Genomic DNA, 19834 nt, shown 5'->3' with positions numbered 1-19834 from the left:
CCGACAGCAATCGGTTTTTTGTCTTTCTCTTCCTTGGTAGGTGGTCCCCCCCCCCCCCCCCCCCCCCCCCCCCCCCCCCCCCCCCCCCCCCCCCCCCCTCCAACGGGGTTGTGCCCCGCACGAACCGTTCGCGGGGATATCGTCGGGGAGTGGACCAGAAGACGCATGAACAGGTGCCGTCGGACCCTGAAACGCCCGCCGTATGCGCCCGCTGCGGCACCGCCGCCGACCGGGCGCCGTCGACCTGGACCTGCTCCGTCGAGAACGGCGCCCGTCGCTTCTTCTGCGACGACTGCGCCCGCGCCAACATCAGAGCGATCGAAGGGCGTCTCGACTCGCCCTGGTGGTGAGAGCGGCCCCGCCCCCGGTCAGGCCGGAGCCCCCTCGGACGCCTCCTCGGACGCTTCGTCCACGGTGAACCCGGGCACCCACGCCTCCAGCTCGTCCCGCAGCCGCACCGACGCCCCGAGCTGGCACAGCACCCCGATGGTGCTCGTCGTCACCCGGTGTATCAGCAGATACGAGGGCGGCAGATTCAACTGCCGGGCGAGCTGATGCGCGGGGGAGCGGGGGTCCGCGATCCGCGCCGCCTGGGACCGCATCCAGCCCCGGGAGAACGTGAACTTCGTCACTTGCGCCGGTTCGATGATCGGCAGCAGATAGTCCAGCACCGCGTCCGGATCCAGCTCGACCGACGGCTTGACGAACCCCTCCTCGCGCAGCAGGTCCAACACCCCCTCCGCGTGGCCGTCCAGCGTCATCCGCAGCGCGGTGCCGATCGTCGGCGGCAGCCCGTCCGGCAGCCGGTCCACCGTGCCGAAGTCCAGGACACCCAGCCGCCACGACTCCGGCGGCCCGTCGGCGCCGCCGTCCGTCAGCAGCCGGAAGTTTCCCGGGTGCGGGTCGGCGTGCAGCAGCCCCGTACGGGCGGTGCCCGAGAAGAGGAAGCGCGCCAGCAGCTGCCCGGCCCGGTCCCGCTCCTCCTGGCTGCCGTTCTCTATCACCTCGGAGAGCGGCACCCCGCCCATCCACTCGGTGATCAGTACCTGATCGACCTGGTGCACCACGTCCGGCACCACCACGTCCGGGTCCTGCGCGAACTCCCGCGCGTGCGCGCGCTGCGCCCGCGCCTCCAGTTCGTAGTCCAGCTCCTCGGATACCCGGTCGCGCAGCTCGGAGATGAGCGGCTTGATGTCCATGCCCGGGATCAGCGGCCCCAGCAGCCGGGCGAAGCGGCTCAGCTGGGTGAGGTCCGACAGCAGCGCCTCGCCGGCCCCCGGATACTGCACCTTGACCGCGACCTCGCGCCCGTCGTGCCAGACCGCCCGGTGCACCTGCCCGATCGACGCGGCGGCGGACGGCTTGTCCTCGAACTCCGTGAAGAGATCCCGCCAGTCCTCGCCGAGCCGCTCCTCCAGTGCCGCGTGCACCGAACGGGTCGGCATCGGCGGCGCGGCCTCCTGGAGCTTGGTCAGCGCGGCCCGGTACGGCCCGGCGATCTCCTCGGGCAGCGCCGACTCGAAGACCGACAGGGCCTGCCCGAACTTCATCGCGCCGCCCTTCAGCTCGCCGAGCACCTTGAACAACTGCTCCGCCGTGCGCTGTTGCAGCTCACGCCCGACGAGCTCCGCCGACCGGCCGCCGATCCGCTTGCCGAGCCCCCAGGTGGCGCGGCCCGCGAAGCCGAGTGGCAACGCGGCCAACTTGGCGGTGCGGGTGACCGCTTTACGGGGAAGATCAGACATGCACCCCTCCAACTACCTGAACAGCCACGCCGAGTACGACTGTTACCCGACCATTGTCCCGTGCAACGGCTTCGAGGCCGAGGCGCATTCAGGATGGGCGGATCCTGCTGCTCCGCACGAGCATGCCGGATGCGGAGCGATACGCCGTGGAGCCCAGCCCGCGCCCGGCAGCGTGATCTCCAGCCGGGCCCCCGCCGAGTCCGGCGGCCGGCCGTCCAGGAAGGCCAGCGCCTGGACGGCCGCCAGCCCACTGACCACCGTAGCGAGTGCGGCATCGCAGGACGGCACCCCCACCGCCCGACCCGACCGCCACTGGGCGAGCATCCTGGGCCAAGTGGGGTCGCTCTCGACCCGGCCCAGCTCCAGACAGCCCGCACACGCCGACCCGCCCGGCAGCACAAGCGGCCCGACCACCCCCGTGCACTCGATGACACCCGCGTACAGATGAGGCGTCCCGGACACGACGAAGCGTTCGGCGACGGCCGCTTCCGGCGCGAACGCCGCGAGGCCGTCCCGCGGCGCGAGCACCACCAGCGACAACGGCGGCTGCTCCGCCCCCTCGGCCACCCCCGCCCTGTCGGGCGCCGCATCCCCACCGGGCCGGGCGCGGGGCCGCGGCCCCGGCGCGGCCTGCCGGACGACCCGCCGGGCCGCGGCGTCGCGCCGCTCCCCGATCTGCTCGGCACGGGCCCCACCCGGAGTCGTGTCCCACGGCTCGACACACCCCCCGTCCAGCACATCGACCTGTCCCACCCCCGACGCCGACAGCAGCGCGGCGATCGCCGCCCCCACCCGCCCCGCGCCCCGCACCTGCACCCGCATCGCCCGGCGCGCCCCCAGCAGCCGCATCGCGCCGCCCGGCTCCGGGTGCAGCACGGAGAGCGACGCCAGGTCGGGCCGCAGCCGGTCCAGGGCCGGACCCGTCTCGCGCAGCGCCACCGCGGGCTCGCCGCCGCTCAGCGGATCGTCCAGCAGACCGGCCGCAGCCAGCCGCCCCACCAGCGAGTCGGCCCGGCCCTCGGGCAGTCCCATCGCCTTGGCCTGGGCGCGCAGCAGCGGCAGGCCACGCGTCCCGTCCAGCAGGTCGAGAAAGCTCCCCGTCGCCGTGTCCACCGGGCCCAGCACCACGGCGTGTGCGGGCGCCACCCCGAACTGCACGGTGTCGCGGTTGCGCCAGCCGCGCCGTAGCGCGGGCTTGATCATCGGATGCATGCTCGCCTCCCCCATCGGTCGGGACTCAGCATGCGCGGGTCGGTGAATCGCCGCCGAAAGTTATCCACAGGGGGGCGTGTTTGTCGTACAAGTAGTGCACTCCGATGAGTGTTTCCCCCGACAACCGAGCGAGGTCGGGACTTCTGTCGCCGCCAGCGGGTAACGTCGAGGCGTGTCCGTCGACCCTCTGCACAGTGCCGCAAGATCACCGCGCAGCGCCCCGAGCCCACGATCCCGCTCGTCCGGGGCGGACGCGGTCGAGGTCCGCCGGAGCACCCGCCGGCGCAGAACGGTCTCGGCCTACCGCGAGGGCGACCGGACGGTGGTCCTCATCCCGGCCCGGATGTCCGAGGCCGAGGAGCAGCGCTGGGTGGGCGTGATGCTGGAGAAACTCGCCGCGCAGGAGAACAAGCGCATGCTGGGCGACTCCGAGCTGGCCGAGCGCGCGGAGCGGCTCTCCGACCAGTACCTCGACGGCCGGGCCCGCCCCGCCTCCGTCCGCTGGGTCACCAACCAGAACACCCGATGGGGCTCGTGCACGCCCGCCGAGGGCAGCATCCGCCTTTCGCACCGCCTCCAGGGCATGCCGGAGTACGTCGTGGACTACGTACTCGTCCACGAACTCGCCCACCTGCTCGTACCGGGGCACGGCCCGCGCTTCTGGCGCCTCCTGGAGTCCTACCCGCGCACCGAGCGGGCCCGGGGCTATCTGGAAGGCGTGGTCGCCGCGGACCGCCTGCCGCACCTGCCCGCGGCTCGCAGCGAGTGAACACCTCCGCAGTGGGTGTGCAGTCAATGGCCGCGCCCGCAGCGGGTGACTACGCCGTAACGGGCGACCGCGCCCGCCGCGGTGATCACGTCCGCAGTGAGTGACCAGCCCGCAGCGGGTGACCACACCCGCAGCGAGCGCCCTGGCCCGTAGCCAGTGGTCGCGGGCCGTACCGGAGCCGACGCCCGGCATCGCCGCCGGGCGTCGGCAGCCGTTAGCCTGTCGCAACGCAGGCACGGCACGGTACGGACGGGGGACGGGCTACGCATGGCCAGGGAATTCCAGCGCGGCCACAAGGCCAGGATCAGTGACCTGACGGCGGGGACCGATCTGTACGTGGGCGTGCGGATCGCCGGCGCCGGTCTCTCCTTCGACATCAGCGCGTTCGGTCTCGACGCCGAGGAACGGCTCTCGGACGACCGCTACTTCATCTTCTTCAACCAGCCCAAATCGCCCGAAGAGGCGATCCAGCAGCTCGGCGCGCAGGCCGGGGACACGGAGTCGTTCCGCGTCACCCTCGATCGTGTGCCGGACGCGATCCACAAGCTCGCCTTCACCGCGACGATCGACGGCGCGGGCCAGATGTCGCAGATCGGCCCCGGCTATCTGCGCATCGTCGCGGGGGGCGAGGAAGTCGCCCGCTACCCCTTCGACGGCACGGAGTTCAGCACCGAGCGCGCGGTGATGCTCGGTGACTTCTACCGCAAGGACGTCTGGCGGTTCGCGGCCGTCGGGCAGGGGTTCGACGGCGGACTCGAAGCGCTGCTCAAGAACTTCGGCGGCGAGGTCCTGGAGGAGGAACCCGAGCCTCCGGCGCAGCCCGCCGTACCGGGATTCGCCCCGCCGCCGGCAGCACCGCCCCCCTTCGCGCCCCCGGCGGCCGCCGCCCCGCAGCCCGCCCCGGACTTCGGCCCGCCCCAGGGGCAGGGCCCGCCGACCCTGCCGGTGCACGCGGCGCCGACCATCGCGGCCCCCATCGCACCGCCCGGCCACTTCTCCGACCCGGCCCAGCCGCCCGTCCAGCCTCCGCCGCCGCCCGGCGTGCCCGGCCAGCCGGGCCCGTACGGCCAGACCGACCGACCCGGCCACCCCGCGCCGTACGGAGGGCCGCAGGCCGCCTCCTCGGGACCGCGGGAGTTCCCCCAGGGGCCGCCGCCGGAGAACGCCGCGGCGCCCGGGGTCCAGGCCGCGCTCGCGCGGTACCGGGAGGCGCCGAACGGAGCGCGCTGGACCTCGCAGAACGACAAGCTGATCCGCGTCGACCTCGGCGCCGACGGCGGGCCCGTCCTCGCCCGGCAGGGCAGCATGGTGCTCTACCAGGGCAAGGTCGACTTCGGCTACAAGGGCGCCGGTTTCGCCGGCCGGATCGTCGGCAACGCCACCGGCCAGGAGATGCAGCTGATGCGCTGCACCGGCCGCGGCCAGGTCTTCCTGGCGGAGGACTCCGCCCACCTGCACCCCATCGAGCTCCAGGGCGACGCGATCTGCGTCTCAGCCGACGCCGTGCTCGCCTTCGACGAGTCGCTGCACCACGAAGTACGCCGCATCGAGGGCCACGGCATCCCCGGCGGCGCGCTGTTCACCATGCAGTTCCAGGGCACGGGCACCGTCGTCGTCAAGACGCACGGCATCCCCGTCGTCCTCCCCGTCACCCCGACCACCTTCGCGGACAGCAATGCCGTCGTCGCCTGGTCCGCCGCCGCACAGGTGATCATCTCCAGCCAGGTCCGGCTGCGCCGCCACGCCTACCCGGGCCACTCCGGGGAGACCGTGAACCTCCAGTTCCGCGGCGCGCCCGGAAACTTCGTCGTCGTCCAGCCCTACGAGGTCTGAAGGAGCCCGTCATGGACCAGACACTGATCTCGGGCTTCGCCCCGGCCCCGGCCGCCGCCCGGATGGAGAACCACGGCAGCAGCATGCTGAAGGTGGCCATGCAGAGCGGCCAGGACCTCTTCGCACGCACCGGCTCGATGGTCGCGTACGAGGGATTCGTGCAGTACGAGCCGAACCCGCCGGCCGTCCGCCAGCTGGCGTCGCAGTGGCTGACCGGCGAGGGCGCGCCCTTGATGACCTGCCGCGGCGACGGCCTGCTCTACCTCGCCGACTACGGCGCGGACGTCATCTGCCTCAATCTGAACGGCGACTCGCTCTCCGTCAACGGCACCAATCTGCTCGCTTTCGACGCGCACCTCCAGTGGGGCGTGCAGCGCGTCAAGGGCATGGCGAAGTTCGCCGGGCAGGGCCTGTTCAACGTCGCCGTCTCCGGCACCGGCTGGGTCGCGATCACCTCTCGCGGCACCCCGGTCGTCGTGGACTGCGGGCGCGGCGAGGACGAGACCTATGTGGACCCGGACGCCCTCGTCGCCTGGTCCACCGGGCTCAAGATGAAGGGGAAGCGCAGCTTCAAGGCGTCCTCGATGATCGGCCGAGGCAGCGGCGAGGCGTATCAGCTGGGCTTCTCCGGCAAGGGATTCGTCGTGGTGCAGCCCAGCGAGGACAGCGCCGACCGGCTCCGGTCCCGGGGCTGAGGGGAACGAGGAGACCATGCAGAGCCCGCTTTTCGGCTACACCGAGGCCCAGAGCCAGGACCGCTACGCGCTCCAGAACGCCCAGCTGCTGCGCGTCGCGCTCAGCGGTCACGACGACGTACTCGCCCGCAAGGGCTCCATGGTCGCCTACCAAGGGCTGATCGAGTTCGACGGCGAGTACCAGTCGCCCGGCCGGCAGCACGCCCGTGCCCGCACGGGCGAGGGACTGGACCTGATGCGCTGCTCCGGTCAGGGCACCGTGTACCTCGCCAATCTCGCCCAGCACGTCCACGTGGTGGACGTGGACCACGACGGCCTGACCGTCGACGGCGCGTACGTCCTGGCGCTCGACTCCACGCTGCACTGGGAGGCGATCGCCGTGGACAGCCAGTTCGGCGTCTCCGGCTCCGGCAAGTACAACCTCAACATCTCCGGGCAGGGCAAGGTGGCCCTGATGACCTCAGGGAAGCCCCTGATGCTCCAGATCACCCCGGACAAGTACGTCAACGCGGACGCCGACGCGATCGTCGCCTGGTCGTCCTCGCTGCGCGTCCAGATGCAGGCGCAGACGCACTCGTCGGGCGTGTGGCGGCGGCGCGGCAGCACGGGGGAGGGCTGGGAGCTGAGCTTCCTGGGCCAGGGCTACGCGCTCGTACAGCCCAGCGAGCTGCTGCCGCCGCAGGGCGCGGAGACCGGCCAGGGGCTCGCGGCCCAGTACGGCTTCGGCCAGCAGGGCGCGCACGGTCAGAACCAGGGCAACATCTGGACCAACCGCTGACAGCGGGGCCGACGGGCCGGGCGGCTGCGCCGGCCGGCCCGGGCGGATGCGCGGACACCGTGTCCGCGCACCATCCCCAGCCACCGGCACCGCGAGCCGCCGGCCCCGACCGGCCGCCTTCTTAAAGAAGGGCGCGCGTACGCTCCATGAGGCGCACGACCGACGCGTCGGCGACCTGCGGCACCTCGTCGTACGCGAACCAGCGCAGGTCCAGCGACTCGTCGCTGATCGCCTCGACGGCCTCCGCCGGGGCGAGCGCCGCGTACTGCACGTCGAGATGCCAGGCACACGGCGTCGAATGGCGGTCCAGCAGTACGGGGCCGCCGGGCAGCAGCGTCAGCCCGGCGGCGATCCCGGACTCCTCACGGGCCTCCCGGAGCGCGGCGTCCTCCAGCGTCGCGTCCTGCTGCTCGCAGTGCCCGCCCATCTGGAGCCACATCTTCAGCTTGCGGTGCAGCGTCAGCAGGACGCGCGCCCCGGCCGGGTCGATGACCAGCGCGCTCGCGGTGATATGAGCCTCCGGGCACGCCTTCCACATCGCGGCCGGGTGTGTCGACAGGTGCTCCAGATAGGCCAGCCGCAGCTCCTGCTGGCCGGCGTCCGGCGCGGGCCACTGATCGAGGGCCCGCGCCGCGTTCTCGTGCAGGCTCACTTGTCGGCGTCGCCCTCGTCCTGCTTGCCCTTGTCCTTGCCGTCGCCCGTGGCGGTGTCGTCGTCCTCACGGCCCTTGCCGGACTCGGGCCGACCCGGCCCCGGCTCGCCGGACCCCGACCCGCCAGACTCCGACGAGCCCGTCGAGGGGTCCTGCTCGTCCCGCTCGTCGATGACCGGCTTGTTGAGGTCGGGCTTGCTCGGGCCGCTGCCGGCCGCCTCGCCGAGCATCTTGTCGAGCTCGGAGAAGTCCATCTGCTCGTGGTGCACGAACCCGTCCGGGTCGTCGAGGTCCGCGGCCGTCGGCAGCATGTCCGGGTGCTCCCAGAGGGCGTCGCGCCCGTCCAGGCCCCGTGCGTCGGTGAGCGAGGCCCACAGCCGCGACGCGTCGCGCAGCCGCCGAGGCCGCAGCTCCAGCCCGATCAGCGTGGCGAAGGTCTGCTCGGCCGGCCCGCCGGAGGCGCGCCGCCTGCGCAGCGTCTCCCGCAGCGCGTCCGCGGACGGCAGATGCGGGGCCGCCGCCGCGTGCACCACCGCGTCGACCCAGCCCTCGACCAGCGCGAGCGCGGTCTCCAGCCGGGCCAGTGCCGCCTTCTGCTCCGGGGTGTCCTCCGGCTGGAACATGCCCTGCTGGAGCGCGTCCTGAAGCTGCTCGGGGTGCGACGGGTCGATCTGGCCGACGACGTCCTCCAGCTTGGAGGTGTCGACCTTGATCCCGCGCGCGTACCCCTCGACGGCGCCGAACAGGTGCGAGCGCAGCCACGGCACATGGGTGAAGAGCCGCTGGTGAGCGGCCTCGCGCAGCGCCAGGTAGAGCCGCACTTCCTCCTGCGGGACGCCCAGGCCCTTGCCGAACGCCTCGACGTTGACCGGCAGCAGCGCGGCCTTGCCCGCCGGGCCCAGCGGCAGCCCGATGTCGGTCGAACCGACCACCTCGCCGCCCAGCACACCGACCGCCTGACCGATCTGGGTGCCGAACATCGCGCCGCCCATGGACCGCATCATGCCGAGCAGCGGGCCCGCCATGGCCTGCATCTCCTCGGGCAGCACATCGCCCATGGCCGCTCCGACGCGCTCCGCGACGGGGTCCACGAGGTCCTTCCACACCGGGAGGGTGGCCTCGATCCACTCGGCGCGGCTCCACGCCACCGCCGTGTTGGCGCCCGACGGCAGCGAGGTCACGCCGTCCAGCCACAGGTCGGCCAGGCGCACGACCTCATCGACCCAGGCCCGCTCGCCCGGCGAGACGCTCGCGTCCTTCGTGCCGTCGGCGGTGCCCTGCGCGACGGTCTGCCGCGCGATGTCCTTGGCCATGTCCCAGTTCACCGGGCCGCCCTCGTACGAGAGCATCTGCCCGAGCTGCTGAAAGGCCGCGCCCAGGTCGTTCGGGTTCAGCGACCCGAACATCGAGGCGAACGGATTGTCTCCGCCGCCCGCCCCGCCGAACCCAAGCGGATTCGCGGGACCCTGGCCACCACCCTGGCCTCCCTTCTTCTTGCCGTCGTCGCCGTCCTCCGGCTCCTCCGGCGGAAGGCCGAATCCGAATGGGGTGTCACTCACGGGTTTCCTCGGCTCGTAGGGCCGCCGACCCGGGGCCGGCGGCGAATGCCCGACAACACAACCCAGCGTAGACACCCGGCCCGGTTGTGGCCTCGGTGCTCCGCCGGCCCGAGGCCTGCGGCAGGATGGACATCACCTGGTGCGTACGCGTCATCGCGCATGCGTACTGAAGACAACCTCTGGAGACGCCTGGTGAGTTCCCCAGATCCGCACGTTCGCGCAGCGCGAAACGGTACGGCCCATGGTGCCGCGAAGTCCGGCAGCCGGCCTGTTGTGGCCGTCACGGGCGCCGCCGGCGGCATCGGCGCCCTGCTCGCCCAGCGCCTCGCCGAGTCCGAGGAGATCAAACAGGTCATCGCCATCGACGAGCGCCGCGGCGATACCACCGAGGCGACGTGGCACGTGCTGGACGTCCGGGACCCGGCCATCGCGGAGAAACTGCGCGGCGCTGACGTCGTCGTCCACCTCGCGGTCGACCTCGACCTGGAGACCGACCCCGCGGCCCGTACGGCGTACAACGTGCGTGGCACCCAGACCGTGCTCACCGCCGCCGCGGCCGCGGGCGTGCACCGGGTGGTGCTGTGCACCTCGGCGATGGTCTACGGGGCGCTCCCCGAGAACGACGTGCCGCTCGCCGAGGACGCCGAGCTGCGCGCCACCGCCGACGCCACGGGCGTCGGCGACCTCTTGGAGATCGAGCGGCTCGCCAAACGCGCCCCGCGCGCCCACCCCGGGCTCAACGTCACGGTGCTGCGCCCCGCCGTCCTCGTCGGCGGCACGGACACCGCCCTCACCCGCTACTTCGAGTCGCCGCGCCTGCTGGTCGTCGCCGGCTCCCGGCCCACCTGGCAGTTCTGCCATGTGGAGGACCTGGTCAGCGCCCTGGAGTTCGCCGCCCTGGAGAAGGCCGAGGGCGACCTCGCGGTGGGCTGCGACGGCTGGCTGGAACAGGAAGAGGTCGAGGAGCTCACCGGCATCCGCCGGATGGAGCTGCCCTCGGCGGTCGCCCTGGGCGCGGCCTCGCGACTGCACCGGCTGGGGCTGACCCCGTCCCCGGCGGGCGACCTCGCGTTCACCATGCACCCCTGGGTGGTCAGCGGCAGCCGGCTGCACGAGGCGGGCTGGCGGCCCCGGTGGACCAATGAGGAGGTGCTCGCCGAGCTGCTTGAGGAGGTCTCGGGCCGCCACACGGTCGCGGGCCGGCGGCTGGGCCGCAAGGACGCCACCACGCTGGGGGCCGCCGGAGCCACGGTCGCGCTGGTGGGCACGGCCGCACTGGTCCGCCGCGCCCGCAAGGCCCGCCGCCGCTTGTAGCGGGCGACGGGAAGCCGGGGCCCGAGGCGGGCCGGTACGGACGGCCACCGCACGCGGGGGCCCGAGGCGAGCCCGTACGGCCCGTACGGACGGCCACCGCACGCGGGCGCCTCTCGGGCACCGCCGGTACGGACGCGGCGGACGCGGCGGCCTCGGACCCGGGACCGGGGCTCGTACGGACCTCCGCGAGCGGGACCGGCGGGGCCCGGGGCCCGCAGCGCCGCCCGTACGGACGGGTGGCGGTCCCGGCCCCGGACCCGGGGCACGTACGCACCTCCGCGAGCGGACCGGCGGCCGGACCCGGGGGCCCGCAGCGCCGTCCGTACGGACGCCCGCCGCACGGCCGGTGCCGGGGTCGCCGCCGGGTGCGGCACGATGGGGGCATGGCAAGCACCCACGACCGACCCGCAGTCCCCTCCCCGAGCGCCACCGCCCCCATTCGGCTGCTCGCCGTCCGGGACACCCCGCTGTCCCTGGACGAGGTCTTCGCGGCGGTCGGCGACCGGGCCGCGGGCGGCACCGCGCTCTTCGTCGGCACGGTGCGCGACCACGACGGCGGCGCGGAGGTCGCCGGCCTCGGCTACTCCGCGCACCCGAGCGCGGAGGCGGAGATGCGCCGGGTCGCCGAGAAGGTCGCGGCGGACTTCCCGGTACGGGCCATGGCGGCCGTCCACCGCGTCGGCGACCTGTCGGTAGGGGACCTGGCCGTGGTGGTCGCGGTCTCCTGCCCGCACCGGGCCGAGGCGTTCGCGGCGTGCCGCAGGCTGATCGACGACCTCAAGCACGAGGTCCCGATCTGGAAGCATCAGCAGTTCTCGGACGGCACCGAGGAGTGGGTCGGCGCCTGCTGAGTCGTCGACGAGGCATCGGCGAGGCGTTGGCGAGACGTTGTCGGCGAGACGTCGGCGAGGCGCACTGGAAGCGCGGTGGGCCGGGAAAGAGGTTTTGAGCCGAGTGTGGCGCCCCGGTTGCGTAACCCGTCTCGTGGTGTAAGCGTTGATCTGACGGGTGGTTAGTCTGCTTATTTGCTGATTGCGGTCGGCTGGTGCCGCGACCGGCGGCCTTCGCCCGTCCGCGTGCGGCGCCCGGGGCGGACCGTCGCGAGGCGCTAGGGGTCGGGAGGCCGATGTGGGTGCGCTCGTCTGGTTGCTGATTCCGCTTCTGGCGGCGATCGCCGCTGCCATATGGGGGAGTTGGGCCACGCGCAACCGGACGTACGGGGACATCGCGGAGCTCGCCGGCTACGCGCGGTTCCGTGCGGCGATGGAGCGGCCGGATTCCGGGTCCGACGTCGCCTGAGCGTTCCCCGCCGCCCTCCCGCGAGCCGCGTCAACCCGCCGGGCCACGGACGGCCCGGCCCCACGGGTGGGCTGTCAGACCTGTCCCGTACTGTCGTTCCATGCCCCGCCGCACAGCGACGATGCTCGCCTCCCTCCTGATGCTGATCGCGCTGCTCTGCGCGGGTGTGCTGATCCCGGTGCCGTACGCGGAAATGTCCCCCGGACCCACCGTCAACACCATCGGCGAGCACGACGGCGAGCCGGTGCTCCAGATCAGCGGCCACAAGACGTACCCCACGTCCGGCCACCTCAACATGACGACGGTCCGGGTCACCGGGTCCCAGTACCGGATGAACCTCGTCGAGGCCGTCATCGGCTGGCTCAGACACGATGACCTCGTCGTCCCGCACGACACGGTCTACCCCGACGACAAGTCCCCGGCCCAGGTGAGCCAGGACAACGCCGAGGAGTTCAGCCAGTCCCAGGAGACCGCCAAGGTCGCGGCGCTCAAGGCGGTCGGCATCCCCGTCGGCAGCCGCACCGTCGTGGGGTCCGTCGTCAAGGCCAGCCCGGCCGAGGGCAAGCTGCACGCGGGCGACGTGATCAAGGCCGTGGACGGCACGCAGGTCAAGCAGCCCGAGGACGTGGCCAAGCTCGTCACCAAGCACAAGCCCGGCGAGAAGGTCGTCTTCACCGTGGTGCCGGTCAAGGAGGCCGCCGAGGCGGAGAAGGCCAAGAAGGAGCCGGCGAAGACCCGGACCGTCGCCCTGACCACCGCCAAGGCCCCCGAGGACAAGCGCGCCATCGTCGGCATCAAGGCGGCCGTCGACCACACGTTCCCGTTCACCATCGACATCAAGCTGCCGGACATCGGCGGGCCGAGCGCGGGGCTGATGTTCGCCCTCGGGATCGTCGACAAGCTCACCCCGGGCGATCTGACGGGCGGCAAGTTCGTGGCGGGCACGGGGACCATGGACGACAAGGGAGCGGTCGGCCCCATCGGCGGCATCGCGATGAAGGTCGTGGCCGCCCGGGACAAGGGCGCGCGGTACTTCCTGACGCCCAAGGGGAATTGCGCGACCGCAGCCAAGGACACTCCCGCCGGGCTCCGGCTCGTGAAGGTCGGCACCATGGACGACGCGATGAAGGCCCTGGAGAAGATCCGCAAGGGAGACACGGCCGGCCTGCCGCGGTGCACGACAGGCTGACCGTACGGACGGGTGCGGGGCCCCGGGACGGCGCCCGGGGCCTGAGCCGGGGTTACGCCTCGAAGGTCGCGGCCAGTGCCTCGGCGAGTCCCGGTACGAGACCGGCCCCGGTGAGGACCTCGGTAGGCGAGTCCTTCTCGCGCAGCCGCAGCGCGGATTCGCGCGCGCCGTCGCGGAGCACCGCCACCGTCATACGGACCTCCTGGCGGTCCGGGTGCTCGGCGACCCACTCGGCGAGCTGCGCCTCGTCGAGGCCGTTCGGCACGGACCCCTCCGCGGACGGCGGCAGCATCAGCCGTTCCACCGTCATGGCGCAGCCGGTCACCGGATCGGGCCAGGCGATGGTGGCGAGGAACTCGTCGAGGGCGACGCCCGCGGGCAGCTCGTCCTGTTCGATCGGGGTGATGGCGGCGGCGGGGGAGTCCTCGCCCTCCGCGCCGTCGAGGCCGAGCTGTTCGGCGAGGCCGGGCTCCTGAGCGCGGAGTTTCGCGGTGTCGACGAGGGCGAAGAGCCGGGCCGGCTGGTCCCAGCCGAGCCCGGAGGCGTACTCGTCGATTTCGAGCACGGCTCGGGTCAGCGGACTCGCGGCCATAGGGGTGCTGGGGTCGGGAAGGTTGGACATGGTCAATATCGTGCCTTGAAGGTGACCGAAAACGGGAACTGAGTAAAGGCTCAGTAAGTTGCCACACTGGGTCCTACTATCACCGGGGCCACTCAAATGACCCCACAACGACATTGAACTTCGAGGTGCGCACCTTGGCTTTCCAGATGCCGGACCGCGGCGGAGGCCCGACAGGGCCACGGATGAGAGTCGGCCGACCGTCCCGGCGAGTCCGGACCCTGCTTCTGACCTTGGGCGTGCTGGCCGTGCTGGCCATGCTCTTCGTCATGTTCGCCGGATTCTGGACGGACTGGCTCTGGTACCGCTCGGTCAGATACTCCTCGGTCTTCACGACCACGCTGGGGACCAAGATCGGGCTGTTCGCCGTCTTCGGCCTGCTGATGGCCGTAGCCGTCGGCTTCAACATCTGGCTGGCGCACCGGCTGCGGCCGCCGCTGAGCGCGATGTCGATGGAGCAGCAGAGCCTCGACCGCTACCGCATGGGCCTGGCGCCGTACAAGAAATGGGTGCTGCTCGCGGTCACCGCGCTGGTCGGGCTGATCGCGGGCGCCTCCGCGGCCGGCCAGTGGCGCACCTGGCTCCAGTGGATCAACGGCGTCTCCTTCGGCCAGACGGACCCGCAGTTCCACAAGGACATCTCCTTCTACACCTTCGATCTGCCCTGGTACCGCTTCCTGCTGAGCTTCGGCTTCGCGGCCGCGGTGCTCGCGCTGATCGCCGCCGCCCTGGTGCACTACCTCTACGGCGGCCTGCGGATCACCAGCCCCGGCGGGCGGGCCACCGCCGCGGCCACGGGCCATCTGTCGGTGCTGCTCGGCGTCTTCGTGGTGCTCAAGGCCGTCGCGTACTGGCTGGACCGGTACGGGCTGACGGTGAAGTCCAGCGGTCTGAAGTCGACGGCGGGCTGGACCGGGCTGCGCTATGTGGACGCTAACGCCTATCTGCCGGCCAAAACGATCCTCTTCATCATCGCCTTGATCTGCGCGGTGCTCTTCTTCGCGACGCTGTGGCGGCGCACCTGGCAGCTGCCGGTGATCGGTTTCGGGCTGATGGTGCTCTCCGCGATCCTGATCGGCGGGCTCTACCCCGCGATCGTGCAGAAGTTCCAGGTCCAGCCCAATGAGCAGGCCAAGGAAGCCCCGTACATCAAGAAGAACATCAATGCCACGCGTGACGCGTACGGCATCGACGGTTCCGATGTGAAGGAATACGCGGGCAAGAGCGAGCTCAAGAACAAGGACAAGCAGAAGCTGCGCTCCGACGCGGACTCGACGGCCAGCATGCGGCTGCTCGACCCGAACATCGTCTCGCCGACCTTCCAGCAGCTCCAGCAGGTCCGCGGGTACTACCAGTTCCCGTCCACGCTGGACGTCGACCGCTACAAGGTCGACGGCAAGGAGCAGGACACGGTCATCGGTCTGCGCGAGCTGAACATCAACGGCATCCCCGAGCGCAACTGGATCAACGACCACTTCAAGTACACGCACGGATACGGCGCCATCACCGCGAAGGGCACCGACACCGTCGACCGCGGCGCCCCGGACTTCACCGAGAAGAACCTGCCCACGACCGGCAAGCTCCCCTCGTACGAGCAGCGGATCTACTACGGCGAGAAGACCACGCAGTACTCGATCGTCGGCGGCCCGCAGAAGGAGCTGGACTACTCCGGCGACAACGGCGAGAAGAGCTTCAGCTACAAGGGCAAGAGCGGGGTGAACCTCTCCAACCCGATCAACCGCGCGGCCTACGCCGTGGCCTTCGGGGAGCCGCAGATCCTCTACTCCGGGGCGATCGGCGAGGGCTCGCGGATCCTGTACAACCGCACGCCCAAGGAGCGCGTCGAAGCGGTCGCCCCCTGGCTGACCATCGACGGCGACGCCTACCCGGCGGTGGTTGACGGCCGGGTCCAGTGGATCGTCGACGCCTACACGACGACCAACGGCTATCCGTACGCGTCCCGCACCACGCTCGGCGACTCCACGGCCGACTCCCTGACCACCGGTCAGCGGTCCGTGGTCGCCCAGCAGAACCAGGTCAACTACATCCGCAACTCGGTCAAGGCGACCGTGGACGCGTACGACGGCAAGGTCAAGCTGTATCAGTGGGACACCAAGGACCCGGTGCTCAAGACCTGGATGAAGTCGTTCCCGGGGACCGTGAAGGCCAAGAGCGAGATCGACTCGGACCTGATGCAGCACCTGCGCTACCCGCAGGACCTCTTCAAGGTCCAGCGCGAGCTGCTCACCCGCTACCACGTCACCGACCCGGGGACCTTCTACACCGGCAGTGAGCGGTGGCAGGTGCCGGACGACCCGACCACCAAGTCGGGGAACGCGGTGCCGCCGTACTACCTGAGCATGAAGATGCCGGATCAGAAGGCGCAGGCGTTCTCGCTGACGACGACGTTCACGCCGAAGAGCCGGGAGAACCTGGGCGCCTTCATGGCCATCGACGCCGACGCGACCAGTTCGGACTACGGCAAGATCAGAATACTGAAACTGCCATCGGAGACCACGGTCTCCGGTCCACAGCAGGTGCAGAGCAAGTTCAACGGAGATCCGGAGATCGCCAACAAGATCAATATCTTGAAGAGAGGCGACTCCGAGATCGAGTACGGCAACCTGCTGACCGTGCCACTCGACGACGGACTGCTGTACGTCGAGCCGGTCTATGTGAGAGGCGCGGGCACCAACTATCCGCTGCTGAAGAAGGTGCTGGTCACCTACGGGGATCAGACGGCCTTCGAGGACAATCTCCCCAAGGCGCTCGATGTGGTCTTCGGGGTGAAGGCGCCGTCCGGGGACACTCCGCCGAGCGGTGACAAGACGGAGCCGCCGCCCTCGGAGAACCCGACGACCAAGCAGGCCGTCAAGGACGCGCAGGACGCGTACGAGGCCAGTCAGAAGGCGCTCGACGACAAGGACTGGACCGCGTACGGCAAGGCCCAGAACGACCTCAAGGACGCGCTGAGCCGGGCTGCCAAGGCCGAGGCGGAGGCCGCCGAGAAGGGCAAGAAGCCAGGCAGCTGAGCAGGCGCCGCCCCGCGCCGTGGTACGGTTGAAACACAACGGCGCGGGGTGGAGCAGCTCGGTAGCTCGCTGGGCTCATAACCCAGAGGTCGCAGGTTCAAATCCTGTCCCCGCTACTTATAGGACAAGGCCCGGAGTCTTCGGACTCCGGGCCTTGTCGTGCGTGCGGTGCGGGTGGACCGACGCGGCGGCGGGGCGTGTGTGGGGGTTGTGTGGGGCTCCCGCTCGGCGTTTGGAACGCCACGATGTCGGGAAGTCGACAAAACGCCGAAGTGACCTCACTGGCTGCGGTATACCAGGTGTACGCGGGTTGTGGGTGGTGCGACGATGGGGATCATGGGGGATAGGGCGAGGTTGTTGGAGACACGTCGGCTTGTGGAAGCGCCCGGGGGCGGGCGCGAGCGAAAGACGCCGACACCGGACGGATACGTCGGCCCCGATCCGGCCGACGACGAGACGGAGTCCGCCCACCGCCGGGCCGCGGCGACCGGTGACACCGCCGCCATGAGCGTGCTCGGCGCGATGCTGCTGCGCCGCGGCGATCTCGACGGCGCCGAGCGTCAGTTGCGTGCCGCCACCGCCGAGGGCGACCGGGCCGCCGCCAACAACCTCGGCGTCCTGCTGCACCAGCGCGGCTACCCCGACGAGGCGGCCGGCTGGTGGCGGATCGCCGCCGTCGCCGGTTCCGCGCCCGCCGCCCACGCGCTGGGCCGCTACCACCGCGAGCGCGGGGACGAGCCCGCCGCCGAGTACTGGCTCCGCCAGTCCGCGGAGTCCGGGCACGCGCTCGGCGCGTACGCGCTCGCCGACCTGCTGGAGCACCGGGGCGACGCCGGGGCCGAGCGCTGGTTCCGCTCCGCGGCCGAGCGCGGCCACCGCGAGGCCGCGTACCGGCTCGCGCGCATCCTCGACGTCCGCGAGCGCGGCCCCGAGACCCTCGAACCGCTGGGGCCCGCCGCGCGCCGCGTCGCGCTCGCCCGCCCCGGCGGCAGCCTCTCCCTGGGCTCCGCCGCCCTCGACAGCCTCGACGACTTCGGTGAGCTGCACGACTTCGGAGACTTCGGCGACCTGCGCGGTACGGGCCGGGGGCGCGGCCGGCCCACCGCTACGGGCACCGGGCTGTGGGACACCGGGCGCTGGGACACGCCGAGTGCGGGGGCGGGCGACGGGCAGCGGCACGGCGAGCGGCCGGCTTCCGCCCGTACGACCGGACGTACGGGCCCCTCCACCGCGGCCGACCGGGCCGCCGGAGCCGCCGCCCGGCCCGGCGACACCGGTGGCCTCGCCACGGTCGGACGCGGCGCGCGCCGCCCCGCGGACACCGGCACGGGCTTCGCGACGTTCGCCAAGGGCGCCCGCCGTTCGACGAGCCGCCAGGGACCGGACGCCGCCGCGGGCGCCGCCGCACAGCCCGCCGGCGCGCGCCGCTCCGCGGCCCGGTACGACTGCGACACCGGCGCGGGCCTCCCCGCCAAGGGGGCGCGCCGGGTGGCGGCGCGCCAGAACGACACCGGCACGGGCTTCACGGCCTCGGCCAAGGGCGCCCGCCGTGCCGCGGCGCGCCCCGACCCCGACACCGGTACGGACTCCGACACCGGCTCGGACCCCGCCGCCGACGGAACGCGCCGCTCCGCCGACCGGCAGGGACCGACGACCGGGACGCGGCACGCCGTCGGGCAGCCGGCCGAGGCCGAGCAGTGGTACCGGCAGGCCGCCGCGCGCGGCCACCGCCGCGCGGCGCTGCACCTGGGCACGCTCCTGGAGGAGCGCGGCGAGAACAAGGAGGCCGGGCGCTGGTATCTGACCGCCGCCAAGGACGGCGAGTCGCGCGCCGCGTGCGCCCTCGGGTTCCTGCTGCGCGATGTGGGCGACATCGAGAGCGCCGCCGTCTGGTGGCTGCGCGCGGCCCAGGAGGGCGACGGCAACGCCGCCAACGCGCTGGGCGCGCTGCACGCCGACCGGGGCGAGCCGCAGGCCGCCGAGCGCTGGTACCGCGCCGCCCTGGACGCCGGTGACGTCAACGGCGCGTACAACCTGGCCCTGCTGTGCACCGAGCAGAACCGCACCGAGCAGGCCGAGCAGTGGTACCGCCGCGCCGCCTACACCGGGCACCGCGAGGCCGCCAACGCGCTCGCCGTGCTGCTGTTGCAGCGCGGCGACTCCGCCGGGGCCGAGCCGTGGTTCTCCAAGGCGGCCGAGGCGGGCAGCGTGGACGCCGCGTTCAACCTCGGCATCCTGTACGCCGGGCGGGGCGAGGACCGCGCGGCGTTCCAGTGGTACGGCCGGGCCGCCGCGGCCGGGCACACCGACGCGGCCCTCCAGGTCGCCATGGCCCTGCTGCGGGATGGCGAGGACGAGGCGGCCGAGCGGTATCTGCGGGTCGCCGTGCGCGGCGGCGGAGCGGAGGCCGCCTTCCGGCTCGGCGCGCTGCTCGACCGCCCCTCGGACGACGGCGGTACGGGCGGCCCGGAGCTCGCCGAGTGCGAGGAGTGGTACGAGCGGGCGGCCCGGCAGGGCCACCGGCGGGCGCAGGTGCGGCTCGGCATGCTCGCCGCCGTGCGCGGCGACGTCGTGCAGGCCGCGCACTGGTACCGGGAGGCGGCCGAGGCCGGCAGCCGCAACGGGGCCTTCAACCTCGGGCTGCTGCTGGCTCGCGAGGGCAGCGAGCCGGAGGCCGCCCTGTGGTGGACGCGGGCCGCCGAGGCCGGGCACGGCCGCGCCGCGCTGCGCCTCGCGCTGCTGATGGCCCGGCGCGGCGAGCTGGCGGAGGGGCAGCAGTGGTGCACGCGGGCGGTCGAGCTGGGGCCCGTGGAGGTCGCGGAGCGGGCCGCGCGGCTGCGCGAGGCGCTGCGGGAGGAGCTGTCGGCCTGATCGCCCGGGGCCGGCGGCAGGCCGTTTGCGCTGGTCGGGCATGGCGGGTTAGTCTTTGGAACACAACGGCGCGGGGTGGAGCAGCTCGGTAGCTCGCTGGGCTCATAACCCAGAGGTCGCAGGTTCAAATCCTGTCCCCGCTACTGCACACGAAGGCCCGGATCCGACAGGATCCGGGCCTTCGTCATGTCATGCCGTGAGTCGGGGGGGGGCACCCACGGGGGGATCCCCCCCCCCTCCGCCCAAGAACAAGTGGGGGAAAGTCCT

At 72.2% G+C, this 19834-nt stretch carries 16 protein-coding genes and 2 tRNA genes; 13 read left to right on the top strand and 5 right to left on the bottom strand.

The features are described 5' to 3' along the window. The first annotated feature begins 149 nt into the window (after positions 1–149). Positions 150–350 (top strand): hypothetical protein, encoded by a 201-nt coding sequence (locus AC07AB_RS15140; protein WP_478565791.1) that lies wholly within the window; start codon positions 150–152, stop codon positions 348–350. An 18-nt stretch (positions 351–368) separates the two neighbouring features. Here the strand turns inward: AC07AB_RS15140 and AC07AB_RS15135 are convergent, their stop codons facing one another. Together AC07AB_RS15135 and AC07AB_RS15130 are read right to left on the bottom strand one after the other, a co-directional pair. Further along, positions 369–1745 (bottom strand): ABC1 kinase family protein, encoded by a 1377-nt coding sequence (locus AC07AB_RS15135; protein WP_478565788.1) that lies wholly within the window; start codon positions 1743–1745, stop codon positions 369–371. Between the two features lie 42 nt (positions 1746–1787). Then, positions 1788–2957, bottom strand: a complete 1170-nt coding sequence (locus AC07AB_RS15130) for a ThiF family adenylyltransferase (RefSeq protein ID WP_478565785.1) — start codon at positions 2955–2957, stop codon at positions 1788–1790. 172 nt (positions 2958–3129) lie between these two features. Here AC07AB_RS15130 and AC07AB_RS15125 point away from each other — a divergent pair, with 172 nt between their 5' ends. The 4 genes from AC07AB_RS15125 to AC07AB_RS15110 all read left to right on the top strand — a co-directional run bounded on the left by AC07AB_RS15125 (position 3130) and on the right by AC07AB_RS15110 (position 7032). Then, positions 3130–3726, top strand: coding sequence for a M48 metallopeptidase family protein (locus tag AC07AB_RS15125; protein WP_478565782.1), 597 nt, complete (start codon positions 3130–3132; stop codon positions 3724–3726). A gap of 267 nt (positions 3727–3993) precedes the next feature. After that, a complete protein-coding gene (locus tag AC07AB_RS15120; RefSeq protein WP_478565780.1) occupies positions 3994–5559 on the top strand; it encodes a TerD family protein in 1566 nt (521 codons plus the stop codon). 11 nt (positions 5560–5570) lie between these two features. Next, positions 5571–6254 (top strand): AIM24 family protein, encoded by a 684-nt coding sequence (locus AC07AB_RS15115; protein ID WP_478565777.1) that lies wholly within the window; start codon positions 5571–5573, stop codon positions 6252–6254. A gap of 16 nt (positions 6255–6270) precedes the next feature. Continuing rightward, on the top strand, positions 6271–7032 hold the full coding sequence (locus AC07AB_RS15110) for an AIM24 family protein (RefSeq protein WP_478565774.1): 762 nt from the start codon (positions 6271–6273) through the stop codon (positions 7030–7032). A 121-nt stretch (positions 7033–7153) separates the two neighbouring features. Here the strand turns inward: AC07AB_RS15110 and AC07AB_RS15105 are convergent, their stop codons facing one another. Together AC07AB_RS15105 and AC07AB_RS15100 are read right to left on the bottom strand one after the other, a co-directional pair. Continuing rightward, a complete protein-coding gene (locus AC07AB_RS15105) occupies positions 7154–7684 on the bottom strand; it encodes an NUDIX hydrolase (RefSeq protein ID WP_478565771.1) in 531 nt (176 codons plus the stop codon). Then, a complete protein-coding gene (locus AC07AB_RS15100) occupies positions 7681–9243 on the bottom strand; it encodes a zinc-dependent metalloprotease (protein WP_478565769.1) in 1563 nt (520 codons plus the stop codon). Before AC07AB_RS15100 ends, AC07AB_RS15105 begins: the two co-directional genes overlap by 4 nt. A gap of 192 nt (positions 9244–9435) precedes the next feature. Here AC07AB_RS15100 and AC07AB_RS15095 point away from each other — a divergent pair, with 192 nt between their 5' ends. The 4 genes from AC07AB_RS15095 to AC07AB_RS15080 all read left to right on the top strand — a co-directional run bounded on the left by AC07AB_RS15095 (position 9436) and on the right by AC07AB_RS15080 (position 13045). After that, complete coding sequence (locus AC07AB_RS15095) at positions 9436–10557, top strand: SDR family oxidoreductase (RefSeq protein ID WP_478565766.1); 1122 nt, start codon at positions 9436–9438, stop codon at positions 10555–10557. A 383-nt stretch (positions 10558–10940) separates the two neighbouring features. Beyond that, the gene (locus AC07AB_RS15090) at positions 10941–11408 is read left to right on the top strand and encodes a molybdenum cofactor biosynthesis protein MoaE (RefSeq protein ID WP_478565764.1); all 468 of its coding nucleotides are present in this window, start codon (positions 10941–10943) and stop codon (positions 11406–11408) included. 295 nt (positions 11409–11703) lie between these two features. After that, on the top strand, positions 11704–11856 hold the full coding sequence (locus AC07AB_RS15085) for a hypothetical protein (protein WP_478566328.1): 153 nt from the start codon (positions 11704–11706) through the stop codon (positions 11854–11856). 100 nt (positions 11857–11956) lie between these two features. Next, complete coding sequence (locus tag AC07AB_RS15080; RefSeq protein ID WP_478565761.1) at positions 11957–13045, top strand: YlbL family protein; 1089 nt, start codon at positions 11957–11959, stop codon at positions 13043–13045. Between the two features lie 52 nt (positions 13046–13097). Here AC07AB_RS15080 and AC07AB_RS15075 read toward each other — a convergent pair whose 3' ends face one another. Further along, entirely contained in the window at positions 13098–13667 is a 570-nt protein-coding gene (locus AC07AB_RS15075) for a PPA1309 family protein (RefSeq protein ID WP_478565758.1), read from the bottom strand. 146 nt (positions 13668–13813) lie between these two features. Here AC07AB_RS15075 and AC07AB_RS15070 point away from each other — a divergent pair, with 146 nt between their 5' ends. The 4 genes from AC07AB_RS15070 to AC07AB_RS15055 all read left to right on the top strand — a co-directional run bounded on the left by AC07AB_RS15070 (position 13814) and on the right by AC07AB_RS15055 (position 19710). Next, positions 13814–16696 (top strand): UPF0182 family membrane protein, encoded by a 2883-nt coding sequence (locus AC07AB_RS15070; RefSeq protein ID WP_478566303.1) that lies wholly within the window; start codon positions 13814–13816, stop codon positions 16694–16696. 42 nt (positions 16697–16738) lie between these two features. Then, a tRNA-Met gene (locus AC07AB_RS15065) sits at positions 16739–16812 on the top strand. Positions 16813–17071: 259 nt separating this feature from the next. Next, positions 17072–19567, top strand: a complete 2496-nt coding sequence (locus tag AC07AB_RS15060) for a tetratricopeptide repeat protein (protein WP_478565755.1) — start codon at positions 17072–17074, stop codon at positions 19565–19567. Positions 19568–19636: 69 nt separating this feature from the next. Next, positions 19637–19710: transfer RNA gene (locus AC07AB_RS15055), tRNA-Met, on the top strand. Positions 19711–19834: the final 124 nt, after the last annotated feature.

The sequence above is a fragment of the Streptomyces sp. NPDC044033 genome (genome assembly GCF_056434425.1).
This window is presented reverse-complemented; position numbering and strand designations above follow the sequence as displayed.